This window comes from Pseudofrankia sp. EUN1h (genome assembly GCF_001854645.1).
GTDB lineage: Bacteria > Actinomycetota > Actinomycetes > Frankiales > Frankiaceae > Pseudofrankia > Pseudofrankia saprophytica.
Window position 1 is genome coordinate 170374 of the sequence record NZ_MBLN01000014.1, and the last position, 13072, is coordinate 183445.

Consider the following 13072-nt stretch of genomic DNA (forward strand, 5'->3'; position numbering starts at 1 on the left):
CCTGGCTCACGGAGGCGCGAAGGACGAGCTTGTCGCGCTTCCTTCGGCCAGGCGCCCAACCCCTGCGAGGCGAGCCTTGGCGAGTGCCGACATCAGGCTGGTGCGCTGGACGCCCGCCCGCATGCGGGCCCGCCTCGACGAAGTGATCGCCGTCTACAAGGCCGCCTTCCTGGACGTCCACGAGGCCGATCCCGTGCGCGCCGCACGCGACCGCATGACCCATGCCCGCCGGCACACCGAGCGGCGCGACCTGCGCGCCGTGGCCGCGCTGACCTCCGACGACGTCCTGGTCGGCATCACCTACGCGATGCCGGGCCAGGTCGGGCAGTGGTGGCACGACGTGGTGGCCTCGGCGCTGTCGCCGGCCGCCGCGGCGTACTGGCTGGAGGACTGCCTGGAGATCGTCGAGCTCCACGTCCTGCCGGACTACCAGGGCCAGGGCATCGGCCGCGAGCTGCTGCGCGAGCTGCTGCGCGACGTGCCGTACCGCACCGCGGCACTCTCGGCGCTGGAGCTCCCGGACAGCCGCGCCCGCCGGCTCTACACCAGCGAGGGATTCGCCCCGCTGCTGTCGAACTTCCGCTTCCCTGGCAGTTACACCCCCTACGCGGTACTCGGCAAGGAGCTGCCGCCGCCGGCCTCCCGGCGCCGGCGCGGCGCTGTGACGGCCCGCTTCGGCCGTCCCGCCCGCGCACTGTAGGCGGGCCGCCCGCGTGGCCCACGGCTTCGGTGCCGCGGGCGGGTCGCCCCTGTCACCACCGGGGCCCCCGCCATCTCGGGGGGTACGGGTTCCGCCGTCGCGGGCCTGGGTGCCTTGGCTCGCGGCCGGGATGGTGGTCGCAGCCCAGATCCCCTACCCGCTGCTGCCGGCGGGCGGGCGCGGGCGGCTCTGGCTGACGGCCGCCCAGATCGTGGCGTTCTTCGTCGCCTCGGCGAGTCACGCGGCCCTGCGTCGCGGCTGGGTCTTCACCGCCGGATACCTGGTTCTCACGATTGGCCTCGGTTTCGCCGCCGAGGTGGTCGGCGTGCGCACCGGCTGGCCGTTCGGCCGCTACTCCTACACCGGCGGACTAGGCCCCGAGATCGTCGGCGTCCCGCTACTCATCCTCCTCGGCTGGGCCATGATGACCTACCCGGCCCTGCTGTTCGCCCGTTGGCTGACACATCGCCAGGGGGACACACCGGGAACGCGCGGCCACGATGCGTTGACCGCGATCGCCGGTGGGGTGCTGCTTGCCGGATGGGACCTCTTTCTCGACCCTCGGATGGTCGCCGAGGGCTTCTGGGGATGGGCGCCCGGCGGCGGGCCGGCCCTCAACGGGATTCCGCTGACCAACGCCGTCGGGTGGCTGTGCGTCGGCACGGTCCTGGTGGCGCTCGTCGACCGGCTCCCTGACCMGACCCGTCGACGGGCGCCGGAGGACGGCCACCGGCTGGCGGGCGACGGCGTCCCGCTGCTGCTGCTCTGCTGGACCTACGGATCCTGGGTGTTCGCCTGCCTGGTCTTCTTCGGCCAGCTCACGGTCGCGCTCGCCGGCGGCGTCGGCATGGCCCTGCCGCTGTTGCCCGTCGCGTTCCTCGCCGCCGCGCGAGCCGTCCGCCGCCTGGCACATCAGCCTGTTCCCCCCAGGCCGGACGAACCGCGTGCCCCGCGGCGCGATCTGACCGACACCTCCACCGGCGCCGGGCCAGCAGGACCGCCGGCGCCGCCCAGGAAGCGCGGATGACAGCCAGGTGGACGGCCGCCAGGTGGACGACCGTCCGGGCCGCCGCACGCGCCGCGACCCGCGACGCCGTGCGCGCCGGGGCCGCGGGGGCGGTACTGGTCACGGCGCACACCGTCGTCAACACGCGGCTGTGGCGACGGCCTCCGCCGGCGCGGGCCGCCGCCGAACGGGTCTCCGTGCTGCTGCCCGCCCGCGACGAGGCGGTCGCGATCGGGCCGTGCCTGGCCGCCGTGCTAGCCGCCACCGGCGTCGACGACCTCGAGGTGATCGTCCACGACGACGCCTCCACGGACGCCACCGCGGATCTCGTCGCCGCCGTCGCGGCCGTCGACCCGCGGGTGGTGCTCCAGCGCGGCCAGGGCCCGCCGGCCGGCTGGCTGGGCAAGACGCACGCCTGCGCCCGGGCGGCCGAGGCGGCGACCGGGAGCGTGCTGGTGTTCGTCGACGCTGACGTCACGCTCGCCCCGGACGGCCTCGCCCGGGCGGTCGCACTGTTGCGCGACGCCGGGCTGGACCTCGTCAGCCCGTACCCACGGCAGGAGGCGGTCGGCGTGGCGGAGCGACTGGTGCAGCCGCTGCTGCAGTGGTCGTTCCTGGCGTTGCTACCGCTGCGAGCGGCCGAGCGCTCGCCCCGCCCGTCGCTGTCGGCCGCGGGCGGGCAGCTGCTCTGCGTCGACGCGGCCGCCTACCGGCGCGCCGGCGGGCACGCGGCGGTGCGCGCCGAGGTGCTGGAGGACATCGCGTTGCTGCGGGCGGTCAAGCGGGCCGGCGGGCGCGGCGTCGTCGCCGACGGGACGCGGCTGGCCGCCACCCGGATGTACACCAGCGCCGCCGAGCTGCGCGACGGCTACGCCAAGTCGCTGTGGGCGGCCGGTGGCGGGCGGGTGATCGCCAGCGCTGGCCAGGTCGGGCTGCTCGGCTGGCTGTTCGTGCTGCCGGCCGTCGCGGCGTTGCGCGGGTCGCGTGCCGGCCTCGCCGGCTACCTCGCCGGGGTCGCCGGCCGGGCGGTCACCGCCCGCGCCACCGGCGGGCGCGCCTGGCCGGACGCCGCCGCGCACCCGTTGTCGATCTGCGCCCTCGGCTGGTTGACCGCGCTGTCCTGGTGGCGTCACCGCCGCGGCACCCTCAGCTGGAAGGGCCGCTTCCTCCCCGGACCCGACGGCCCCTGACCCCACGGCCGGGAGCGGCGCCGCCCACGCGCGAGGTGAGCGAGGCACGGCGAGCGGCGGGCGGCGGCGGTCGCCGAAACCGGCGATCGCCATGATCGAGGTCAGTAGAGTCGGCGGATGGCCAGGATCGTGGTGGTGGGCGCCGGGGTCGGCGGGCTCGCGGCGGCGGCCCGGCTGGCCGCCGCCGGGCACGTCGTCACGGTGTGCGAGCAGTCGTCCCAGATCGGCGGCAAGCTCGGCTGGTACAGCAGGGACGGCTTCTCCTTCGACACCGGCCCGTCGCTGCTGACCATGCCCGAGGTCTTCGAGGAGCTGTTCACCGCGACCGGCGGGCCGCCGCCGGCCGGGCTGGAGTTCCGCAGGCTCGACCCGATCGCCGCCTACCGGTTCGCCGACGGCTCCGGTTTCGCCGCCCGCGCCGGCGACGACGAGTTCCGCGCCGAGCTCGACGATGCCCTGCTCCCCGGCGCGGGCGAGCAGTGGGCCCGTTTCGACGCGCACGCGGCCAGGGTCTGGGAGATCACTCGGGACACGTTCCTCGGCCAGCCGATGTCCGCCGGCCGGCTGGCCCGCCTCGCCGGCCGCCACCCCGCCGGCATCACCGCGGTGGCCGCCGGATGGACCCTGCGGGGCCTGGCCGCCCGCCACCTCACCGACGAGCGGCTGCGGATGTTCGCCGAGCGCTACGCGACCTACACCGGCTCCGACCCGCGCCGCGCCCCCGCCGCGCTCGCCGTGATCGCGCACGTCGAGCGCCGCTACGGCGGCTGGTACCTCCCCGGCGGGCTCTTCCGGCTTGGCGAGGCGATCGCCGAGCGGGCCGCTGAGCGCCGGGCCAGGATCCGGGTCGACGCCCCGGTCGTCACGATCACCAGGGAGCCGGGCGGCCGGGTCGACGGGGTGATGCTCGCGGACGGCGGCCGGCTGCCCGCGGATGTCGTGGTCGCGAACGCGGACGCGGCGACGGTGTTCGGCGGGCTGCTCGCCGGGGCTGGGGGCAGTGGGGCTGGGGGCAGTGGGGTGGGCCGCTGGCTCGCGCCCAGGCCGACGCCGTCGCTGTCCGGCTTCGTCCTGCTGCTCGCCCTCGGCCCGGACACCCGGCCCAGGGGTCCGTCGAGGCCGGGCCACCCGGGCCACCACACGGTGCTGTTCCCCGCCGACTACGACGCCGAGTTCGACGCCGTCTTCCGTGGCCGGCTGCCGACCGACCCGACCGTGTACGTCAGCGCGCCGCCCGACCCGACACTCGCCCCGCCCGGCTGCGAGGCCTGGTTCGTGCTGGTCAACGCCCCGCCGCACGCGGCCCGGCCCGGCCCGGCGCGCGCCGGTGTCGACTGGGACCGGCCGGGGCTCGCCGCCTCCTACGCCGAGCGCGTCCTGGACCTGATGGCGGCCCGCGGCCTCGACGTCCGCCACCGGCTGCGCTGGTACGAGACGATCACGCCCGCCGACCTGGAGCGGCGCACCGGCGCGCCCGGTGGCTCGATCTACGGCACCTCGTCCAACGGCGCCAGGGCGGCCTTCCTACGCCCGTCGAACCGGACCTCGGTGCCCGGGCTGTTCCTCGTCGGCGGTTCCACCCATCCCGGCGGCGGCCTGCCGCTGGTCACCATGTCCGCCCGCATCGTCGCCGACCTGGTCGGCCCCGCCTGAGCCTCCCGCCCGGCCTGGTCAGCCGCCTGGGACGGGCTGGACGGGAAGGCCGGGGACGAGGGGCGTGAGCTGCTCGATGTCGTGGCGAGCCCGGAGGGCGACGATCTCCGCCGGGTTGGGCGGCCCGCCGGCTGTCAGCAGCTCGCCCAGCTCGCGCATGTAGTGCTCGTGCCCGGACGGGGCGACCACGAACAGCATCCGGGCCGGCACCGAGCCGGGGTTCGCGAAGGCGTGCGGGCAGCCCGGCGGGACGTGCATCAGGCTGCCGGGCCCGCCACGGGCGATCTTCCGACCGTCGGTGCCCTCCCAACGCTGCCAGTCCCCGGAGGTCCGGACGAGCGGCTCGAACGCGAGCAGGTCGAGCTCGCCGTCGAGGATGTAGAAGATCTCCTCGGCGGCGCCGTGCCGGTGCGCTCCGACGTCGAAGCCCGGCGGCACGTCGGCCTCGAACACCGACCAGCGCGCCGAGACCTCGGCGCCGATCTTCAACGTCATCCCCGCCGACTGGAGGCGCCGGCCCGCGCCTGGCGGCAGGACAAGCCCATCGGTCATGCCGCCAGACCTCCATCGCGTGGTTCCCAGCCGGTGGCGTCGAGCCAGCCGGCCAGCGTCAGCAGGCCGGGGTGCAGCGCGCGCAGGGCGCCCAGGTCCGGCCGCTGGCTGGCACCGGCGTCGAGCCACGCGAACATCGCGGCGACGTTCTCGTCGAACGCGCGCACGTCGGCCAGCGGGGTCTGCCGGAAGAGCACAGGCTGGCGGGACGCGGCGGCGAACCGCTCGGCGATCTCCAGCCCGGTCAGGATGTCGCCGCCGATGACCGTCGGGCCGGCGGCGAACCGCTCCGGCTCGTCGAGAGCCATCGCCCCCAGCGCGCCGATGTCCCTGATGGAGATCGTGGACAGCCGGGTGGTCGGTCGGACCGCCAGGCTGACGGTGAGCGCGCCGTCGCGCGCCTGCGGCCGGGTGAACGAGGCGAAGTTCTCCATGAAGAACACCGGCCGCAGGATCGTCGTCGCGAGGCCGAGCCGCGCGAGGTGGGCCTCGATCCGGCTCTTGCTGTCGACGTGGGGAACACCGGTGGGGTCGACAGCGTCCGGGTCCGCTCCCGCGATCGAGCTGTAGACGAGGTGCTGGACGCCGACCTCGGCGGCCACCTCGCAGACCGCCTGGCCACGCCGCTGTTCGGCCGCCACGCCCGCGTCGGTCACCCGGGGGCCGGTCATCATGGTCAGCGCGAGGAAGACCGACGGCGTGTCGGTCATCGCCGCGCGCAGCGACGCGCGGTCGTCGAGGTCGCCGGTGACCAGCACCGCGCCGGCGTCCCGCAGCTCGCGCGCCGCCGGCCGGTCCGGGTCGCGGACCAGGGCGTGCACGGTCCGGCCTCGCTCCAGCAGGGCGCGCGCCACGGCGCCGCCTTGCTGGCCTGTCGCGCCGATCACCAGAATTGGTGGGGATCCATCCGTCATGTGCGGAACGGTAGGTCTCTGGGCTGTTCTCAGCCTGGTGCGATTGCCACCAGGCAATGGCGACAAAATGGCATCAGGCGGCGAGGACGTCGGCACAGCCGGCTCGGAGCAGAGTGGCAAAGGGGCCAGACATCTACGGGTGGTCATAGATGACGACCGACGGGCCATCAGCCGATCAGGGGCAGTCACCGGCGGCGGCCCGACGTGCCGAGCTCGCCGTGTTCCTGCGCAGCCAGCGCGCGCGGCTGCGTCCGGCCGATGTCGGCCTGACGTCCGGCCACGGCCGGCGCCGCACCCCCGGCCTGCGCCGCGAGGAGGTCGCCGAGCTGGCAGGCATGTCCCTCACCTGGTACACCTGGCTGGAACAGGGCCGGCCGATCCCGGCGTCGGCCCAGATCGTCGACGCGCTCGGCCGCGCGCTGCGGCTGGATCCCGACCAGCATCGCCACCTGCGGGCGCTGGCCGACCTGCCGATGCCACCCGTGCCGACCCCCGCCGAGACGGCGACACCCCGGCTGCGGCGCCTCGTCGACGCGGCCGCCCCGAACGCCGCTTCCCTCTATGACCGGCACTACGACTTCATCGCGTGGAACGACGCCTACGTCCGGCTGCGGCATGACCCGGGCTCGATGCCACCGCCGCGGCGCAACCTGCTGTGGATGATGTTCACCGATCCCGAGAACCGGCGGCGAATGGCGGGCTGGGAGCCGGCCGCGCGCGCGGTGCTCGGCCAGTTCCGCGCCGCCGCCGGCCGCCAGCCCGACGATCCGCGCTTCGCCGAGCTGGTCTCGGCGCTCACCGACGCCAGCCCCGAGTTCCGGCAGTGGTGGGCGAGCTACCCCGTGCGCGACTTCAGACCGGCGGCCATCGTGATCGACCACCCGATGGCTGGGCGGATCACCCTTGACCTGTTCCAGCTGCGGCCGGTCGAGCATCCGGACCTGCTCCTGGTCCTGCAGGTCCCGGCCGGCGCCGAGGACACCCGCCGCGCCCAGGCCGTTCTCGCGCCACCGGCCGCCCGGCGGTCCGACGGCGACGGCGACGGCGACGGACCAGCCTCTGACATGTCGGCATAACGATCTCTGGGCGACCGCGTGGGCGCCGTATGGTCAGCTGCCAGTGCCGAACGCCCGCCGGTCTCACATCGGCGGGTGGCCCACCGTGAGAGGACTTTCACGGGCCCGAGACCCGTAACGGTGCGTGCCGTAACCGAGTCGCAGTGCACTGGGCGTCGGCAGGGGCCACGCGACGGCGCGTGGCCCGACGAACGCCCACCCCAGAGCAGGAGATCATGAGCCCTGAGGAGATCCGGCTGGTCCAGGAGACGTTCGGCGCCGTCGCGCCGGCGTCCGACGCGGTCGCCGCGCTGTTCTACACCCGGCTGTTCGAGCTCGACCCCGCCCTGCGCGCGATGTTCCCGGCCGACCTGGCCGAGCAGCGCGGCAAGCTCATGAACATGCTGGCCGTGGCCGTTAACGGCCTGTCCCGGCTCGACTCGATCGTGCCGGCGGTGCGGTCGCTCGGCGTGCGGCACGCCGGCTACGGCGTCAGCGACGCGCACTACGACACGGTCGCCGCCGCGCTGCTGGCCACCCTCGCCGAGGGTCTCGGGGACGCCTTCACCCCGCCCGTGCGGGACGCCTGGACGAGCGCCTACACGCTGCTCGCCGACACGATGAAGAGCGCGGCCCACGAGGCGGCGGCCGCGTAGCGAGGGCCGGCCGGAGAACGAGAAGCCGGAGAAGGAGAAGAGGTCCTTAGCGGCCGCGCAGGACACGGTTGAGGACGGCGGTGAGCTGGCCGAGGCCGATGACGGCGACGGCCAGGGCGGCAGTGGCCGCGGCGACGGACGCCGGGCCGCGCAGCGACGGCAGGACGCCGGCGGCGAGTAGCCCCACGGCCGTGATGATCACACGGGTGGGCCGCTCCCCCACGGTGACGACGCCTATCTCGCCGAAGCCGGCGTTGCCGGCGCGGGCCCGGGTGTACTCCAACAGCCCCATGGCCGCGCCGGCGGCGACGGCGAGCCAGCCAGGCGCGCCCAGGAGCCACAGCGCTACCAGGTAGAGCACGTCGGCGACCCGGTCGGCCACCGAGTCCAGCACGAACCCGGTGGCGCTCACCCGGTCACGCAGGATGGCCACCGCGCCGTCGAGGTTGTCCAGCAGGCCGCTCACGGCCACGACGAGCGCCGCCAGCAGCGGCCACCGGCCACCGGCCACCGCGGCGGGCAGGGCGAGGGCCGGCATGGCCGCCGCGGCGGCCGTGACGGCGGCCGGTGGGGTCCTGGCGGCGGCCAGCGGCCGGGCCAACAGATAGGTCACGGTCAGCCAGCCGCGGACGAGCGCGTTACCCGTCGCCGGGTCGTAGCCACCGTGCGTCACAGCCCATGCGGCGAAGTAGTCGATCCGTCCAGGCACGGGGGTACGCACGCGGCCTATCGTCGCCTCCCCGTAGAGTGCCCCGCGTGAGCGAGCAGATTTCGGGCGTCGTCGAGAGCCTCGACGACCTTGACCCGGCCGAGTTCTTCAACACGAGCCGCGACCAGGTGATGCTCGCGGTCAAGATCACGCCCGTCTTCGGCACGCTCGACCTGAGCCTGGTGATGGCCGTCGTGGACGCCGCGAACGAGGCGGGGTTCGCCCTCGTCCGCGAGCAGCCCCTGCGCGACGAGTATCTGCTGTGCGTCTTCGACGCCTACGAGGAGCAGGACTGAATCAGGCCACGACACCCGGCTTACAGGATTAGGCCGTGCGCGAGGCGTTCGGCACCAGAACGAGCAGGGCGGAGCAGCGCGCCGCGGCGCGCTGCTCCGCCCGTTCTGCGTTCTAGCTGACGCCGCCGGAGTGGTCGGCGCCAGAGCGGCCGTGGTGGGCGCGGACGACCTGGCAGACCTCGCGGGTCGCGCTGGACCGGTTCAGGGTGATGAAGTGCAGGCCGGGTGCGCCGCCCGCGAGCAGCCGCTCGGACAGGTCGACGGCCACCTCGATGCCGATCGCCCGCACCGCCGCCGGGTCGTCGGCCACGGCGTGCAGCCGCCCGACGAGGTCGGCGGGGAGCTCGGCGCCGGACAGCTGCGCCATCCGCTCGATCTGCGCGACGTTGGTCACCGGCATGATGCCCGGGATGATCGGCGCATCGCAGCCGCGCGCGCGGACCCGTTCGACGAGCCGGAAGTAGTTGTCGGCGCTGAAGAAGAACTGGGTGATCGCGTAGTCGGCGCCGGCCCTGAACTTGCCGACCAGGAAGTCCGCGTCGCTGTCCGGGTCTGGCGAGCGGGGATGCTTGTCCGGGAAGGCAGCGACGCCGACGCAGAAGTCGCCGAGCGACTTCACCAGCTCGACCAGCTCGCTCGAGTAGCGCAGCCCTTCGGGGTGGGCGACCCAGTCCCCCTGCGGGTTGCCCGGCGGGTCGCCGCGCAGCGCCATCACGTTGCACACCCCGGCGCCGGCGTAGTTGCCGATCACCTGGCGCAGCTCGGCGACGGAGTGGTTCACCGCGGTCAGGTGGCCGATGGGCGTCAGCGTCGTGTCGGTGGCGATCTGCTCGGTGACCCGGATCGTGCCGTCGCGGGTGGACCCGCCGGCGCCGTAGGTCACGGAGACGAACGAGGGGTGCAGCGCCTCGATCTCGCGCAGCGCCCGCCACAGCGCGCGCTCGCCATCCGGTGTCTTGGGCGGGAAGAACTCGAACGAGTACGAGATCTCACCGGCGGCGAGGAAGTCCCGCACCGTCCTGGGCCGCTCCGTCTCAGGAGTCTGTGTCGTCCCAGGAGCCGGTGTCCTCGGAGGCAAGGTCACTGGAGCGCTCCCCACCGCTGTCATACCAAGGAGCGTAGCCGGGATACAGCCCACTCCCAGAACCGCCCCAAAGCTGTGTTGCTGGTTCGCTCCGTGCGGGCACGGCACTCCGGCCCCGTACTCGCTTCGCTCCCACGGGACCTCCGCGCCGCGGGGTTCCTGCCGGATCCGACGAAGTCGATCTGGGAGGTCCGCCTCCTCCGCTCACGTGCGCTGCGGCGACCTCCGCTGCGGCCCAACCCACGTCGCTTCACTCGTGGGCCGGGCCTCCGCGCAGGCGCGCCTCCGCGCCGCACGGTCACCTCTCACTTGACCGTTCAAGAGACCAGGTCAGGCCGGTGCCGGGGCCACATCCTGCAACTCAGATCGGGCGGGTGCCGCCGGCGGCGGGGGTGCCGACGCGGACTGGGCCGCCGTGGCTGCGCACCAGGATGGCGCTTGGCGCGTCCGGGTCGGTGTCGACGTCGACGCGCGCCGGGCTCGCAGGGTCCGCGGACTCCACCTCGACGGCATAGCGGCCGTCCGGCAGCACGATGGTGATCGTCCCGGACCCGCCGGTGACCGCGAGCCGCCTCGGCTGGCCGGTGAAGTGCAGGCTGATGTCCCCGGCCGCGGCGCGCGCGGTGACCTCCGTCCCGGACAGCTCGCGCGCGGCGATCGTCGCCGTCTCGGTCACCAGCGCAAGGTCCCCCGCCGAGCCCCACATGCTGATCTCGCCGGCGCGCAGCTCGACGCGCGCCGGCGTCGCGCGCGGCAGCCGCAGCCGCAGCCGCGCCTCGCTCGTCTCGCCGTCCAGGCGCAGCGTCCCGTCGGCCACCGTGAGCCGGGGAAGGGCCTGGCCCACCCGGCGACGTACCGTCAGGTCGACCCGCGCGTCGGCCCGGTCGTCCTCGCCGATCTCGACTCGGCCGGCCATGAGTCGAACCTCGACGGCGCGTACCCCCTCGACCGTGCGCACGGCGGACACCGGCGGGCGGCGCAACAGCCGCAGCCCGCCGACCGCGAGCGCGAGGAACACGGCCGCGAGCACCACCACGAGCGCGTTGCCGACGGGACCGGACACGGGAATGCTCCACACAGGTATCAACGGGCATGTGCACGGACAGGACGGACGCATGGAGGCACGACGACCTCGGCTTGGTGACGTTACAGCGGCAAGCAACCGAGCTGGGAGCGAAGGCACACCTGTGCAGCGCCCCAGCCACGAGCGACGGGGTCCCTGCGGAATCGGCGAAGCCGATTCCGCAGGTCGTGCAAGCTCTCTACCAGCCCTGTGCTTCCGGGTTGGTGACGTTCCAGCGCAAGGTGACCGTGCGGCGCGCAGGCGCGCCTCCGCGGAGGCCCGGCCCCGCGCGAAGCGACCTGCCCCGCAGGGATGGTTCCGGACCCGGTCGTCGTGGGTCGGTGACGTTCAGCGGTTGGTGACCGTGCTGGCGCGGAGGCGCGCCTCCGCGGAGGCCCGGCCCCGAGCGAAGCGAAGGGGTTGGGCCGCAGCGGAGGTCGCCGTAGCGCACGTGAGCGGAGGAGGACGGCGCGCGGAGGTCCCGTGGGAGCGAAGCGAGCACGGGGCCGGAGCGCGCCGCCCGCACGGAGCGAACCATGAAACAAAGGTGGCGGCGTGCGGACGGTGATCGGGCCGACGGACCATGTGGTGGTGGTCGGCGCGGGCCTGGGCGGACTGTCCGCCGCGCTGCGGCTGGCCGGAGCCGGCCGGCGGGTGACCGTGCTGGAGCGTGCCGACGTTCCCGGCGGGCGGGCCGGGGTATGGCGCGCCGGCGGCTACCAGTTCGACACCGGCCCGACGGTGCTGACGATGCCGGACCTGATCGCCGACGCGTTCGCCGCCGTCGGCGAGGACCTCGCCGACTGGCTGACGCTGCGCCCCCTCGACCCGATGTACCGGGCGCGCTTCGCCGACGGGTCGACGCTCGACCTGCGGGCCGACCCGGAGGCGACGGCCGCCGGCATCGAGGCGCTGTGCGGCCCGGCGGAGGCCGCCGGCTATCGGCGATTCGTGGAGCTGGTCAGCGCGATCTACCGGGCCGAGATGCGCGACTTCATCGACGCCCAGCTCGACTCGCCGCTGGCGCTGCTGCGCCCGTCGCTCGCGCGCCTGGCCGCGCTCGGGGCCTTCCGCCGGCTCGACCGGCTGGTCGGCGCCCACCTGCACGACCCGCGGACCCGCCGGCTGTTCTCGTTCCAGGCGATGTACGCCGGCCTGGCGCCCAGCCAGGCGCTCGGGGTCTACGCGGTGATCTCCTACATGGACTCGGTGGCGGGCGTGTTCCACGCCGAGGGCGGCATGCACGCGGTGCCGGCGGCGATGGCGGCGGCGGCCGCCAAGCACGGCGTGACGCTGCGTTACAGCACCGCTGTCACCGGGGTGGAGGTCCGGGGCGGGCGGGCGGTGGCGGTGCGCACCGCCGACGGTGAGCGGATCGCCGCCGACGTGGTGGTGCTCAACCCCGACCTGCCGACCGCCTACCGGGAGCTGCTGCCGCCGGCCCTGACCCCGGCGCGGCTGGCCCGGCTGCGCTACTCGCCCTCGTGTTTCCTGCTGCTCGCGGGCGCGGGCGCCACCGCCCATCCGGACGCCGGCCGCCCGGAGGCCGCCGCCCAACACACGATCCACTTCGGCCACGCCTGGCGGCGGACGTTCGCCGAGATCATCGGGCGGGGCGAGCTGATGACCGACCCGTCGTTCCTGGTCAGCGTCCCRTCGGTGACGCAGCCTGGGCTCGCGCCGGCGGGCGGGCACGCGTTCCACGTGCTGTTCCCGACGCCGAACACGGTGGCCGGGGCGGGGCTGGACTGGTCGGTGATCGGTCCGCGCTACCGCGAGGAGGTCGTCGCGGCCCTGGAGAGCCGGGGATACCCGGGTTTTGGCGCTTCGGTGGCAGTGGAGTCGATCACCACACCGGCGGACTGGCAGGCGCGCGGGCTGACCGCTGGCGCGCCCTTCGCGGCGGCGCACACCTTCCGTCAGACCGGCCCGTTCCGGCCCGGAAACCTGGTTCCCGGCCTGGAGAACGTCGTGTTCACCGGCAGTGGCACCCGCCCGGGCGTCGGCGTGCCGATGGTGCTGATCTCCGGTCGACTGGCGGCGGAACGCATCATCGCGAGCCGCCACGCCCGGCTACTCCCGGCCGGTACGCCCATGTCCCTAACCGCCTTAAGAAACCGTAACCGCCTTAAGAATCCGTAAACAAACAGGACGAGCGTGGCTGGACCTCGGCTTTCCCCGCCGGTTTCCCGGC

13 protein-coding genes are annotated in these 13072 nt (G+C 74.4%); 8 read left to right on the forward strand and 5 right to left on the reverse strand.

Annotated features, from left to right (window positions below; genetic code table 11):
• Positions 1-76 precede the first annotated feature (76 nt).
• The 4 genes from BCD49_RS05645 (at position 77) to BCD49_RS05660 (ending at position 4549) form a co-directional block, all read left to right on the forward strand.
• Positions 77-700, forward strand: a complete 624-nt coding sequence (locus tag BCD49_RS05645) for a GNAT family N-acetyltransferase (RefSeq protein WP_007519074.1) — start codon at positions 77-79, stop codon at positions 698-700.
• A gap of 130 nt (positions 701-830) precedes the next feature.
• Complete coding sequence (locus BCD49_RS05650) at positions 831-1727, forward strand: carotenoid biosynthesis protein (protein WP_071041240.1); 897 nt, start codon at positions 831-833, stop codon at positions 1725-1727.
• Positions 1724-2896: a glycosyltransferase gene (locus tag BCD49_RS05655; protein WP_007519077.1), complete on the forward strand. Its 1173-nt coding sequence runs from the start codon at positions 1724-1726 to the stop codon at positions 2894-2896. Before BCD49_RS05650 ends, BCD49_RS05655 begins: the two co-directional genes overlap by 4 nt.
• 117 nt (positions 2897-3013) lie before the next feature.
• Positions 3014-4549 (forward strand): phytoene desaturase family protein, encoded by a 1536-nt coding sequence (locus BCD49_RS05660; RefSeq protein WP_027140982.1) that lies wholly within the window; start codon positions 3014-3016, stop codon positions 4547-4549.
• Positions 4550-4567: 18 nt separating this feature from the next.
• Here the strand turns inward: BCD49_RS05660 and BCD49_RS05665 are convergent, their stop codons facing one another.
• Positions 4568-5101: a cupin domain-containing protein gene (locus tag BCD49_RS05665; protein ID WP_007519080.1), complete on the reverse strand. Its 534-nt coding sequence runs from the start codon at positions 5099-5101 to the stop codon at positions 4568-4570.
• Positions 5098-6015 carry an NmrA/HSCARG family protein gene (locus BCD49_RS05670; RefSeq protein WP_035925261.1) on the reverse strand — a complete coding sequence of 306 codons (918 nt, stop codon included), beginning with the start codon at positions 6013-6015 and terminating at the stop codon, positions 5098-5100. Before BCD49_RS05670 ends, BCD49_RS05665 begins: the two co-directional genes overlap by 4 nt.
• A gap of 149 nt (positions 6016-6164) precedes the next feature.
• On the opposite strand from BCD49_RS05670, the gene BCD49_RS05675 reads away from it, so the two are divergent.
• Complete coding sequence (locus tag BCD49_RS05675; protein WP_007519084.1) at positions 6165-7091, forward strand: helix-turn-helix transcriptional regulator; 927 nt, start codon at positions 6165-6167, stop codon at positions 7089-7091.
• Between the two features lie 215 nt (positions 7092-7306).
• Positions 7307-7726 carry a globin family protein gene (locus tag BCD49_RS05680; protein ID WP_007519086.1) on the forward strand — a complete coding sequence of 140 codons (420 nt, stop codon included), beginning with the start codon at positions 7307-7309 and terminating at the stop codon, positions 7724-7726.
• A 46-nt stretch (positions 7727-7772) separates the two neighbouring features.
• Here BCD49_RS05680 and BCD49_RS05685 read toward each other — a convergent pair whose 3' ends face one another.
• Positions 7773-8456: a CDP-alcohol phosphatidyltransferase family protein gene (locus BCD49_RS05685; RefSeq protein WP_027140983.1), complete on the reverse strand. Its 684-nt coding sequence runs from the start codon at positions 8454-8456 to the stop codon at positions 7773-7775.
• Between the two features lie 26 nt (positions 8457-8482).
• Here BCD49_RS05685 and BCD49_RS05690 point away from each other — a divergent pair, with 26 nt between their 5' ends.
• On the forward strand, positions 8483-8731 hold the full coding sequence (locus BCD49_RS05690; protein WP_007519088.1) for a hypothetical protein: 249 nt from the start codon (positions 8483-8485) through the stop codon (positions 8729-8731).
• 112 nt (positions 8732-8843) lie between these two features.
• On the opposite strand, the gene metF is transcribed toward BCD49_RS05690, so the two are convergent.
• The gene (gene metF, locus BCD49_RS05695; protein WP_007519090.1) at positions 8844-9746 is read right to left on the reverse strand and encodes a methylenetetrahydrofolate reductase [NAD(P)H]; all 903 of its coding nucleotides are present in this window, start codon (positions 9744-9746) and stop codon (positions 8844-8846) included.
• A gap of 430 nt (positions 9747-10176) precedes the next feature.
• The gene (locus BCD49_RS05700) at positions 10177-10878 is read right to left on the reverse strand and encodes a DUF4097 family beta strand repeat-containing protein (RefSeq protein WP_007519092.1); all 702 of its coding nucleotides are present in this window, start codon (positions 10876-10878) and stop codon (positions 10177-10179) included.
• A 555-nt stretch (positions 10879-11433) separates the two neighbouring features.
• On the opposite strand from BCD49_RS05700, the gene crtI reads away from it, so the two are divergent.
• Positions 11434-13020 (forward strand): phytoene desaturase family protein, encoded by a 1587-nt coding sequence (gene crtI / locus BCD49_RS05705; RefSeq protein WP_007519094.1) that lies wholly within the window; start codon positions 11434-11436, stop codon positions 13018-13020.
• Positions 13021-13072 lie beyond the last annotated feature (52 nt).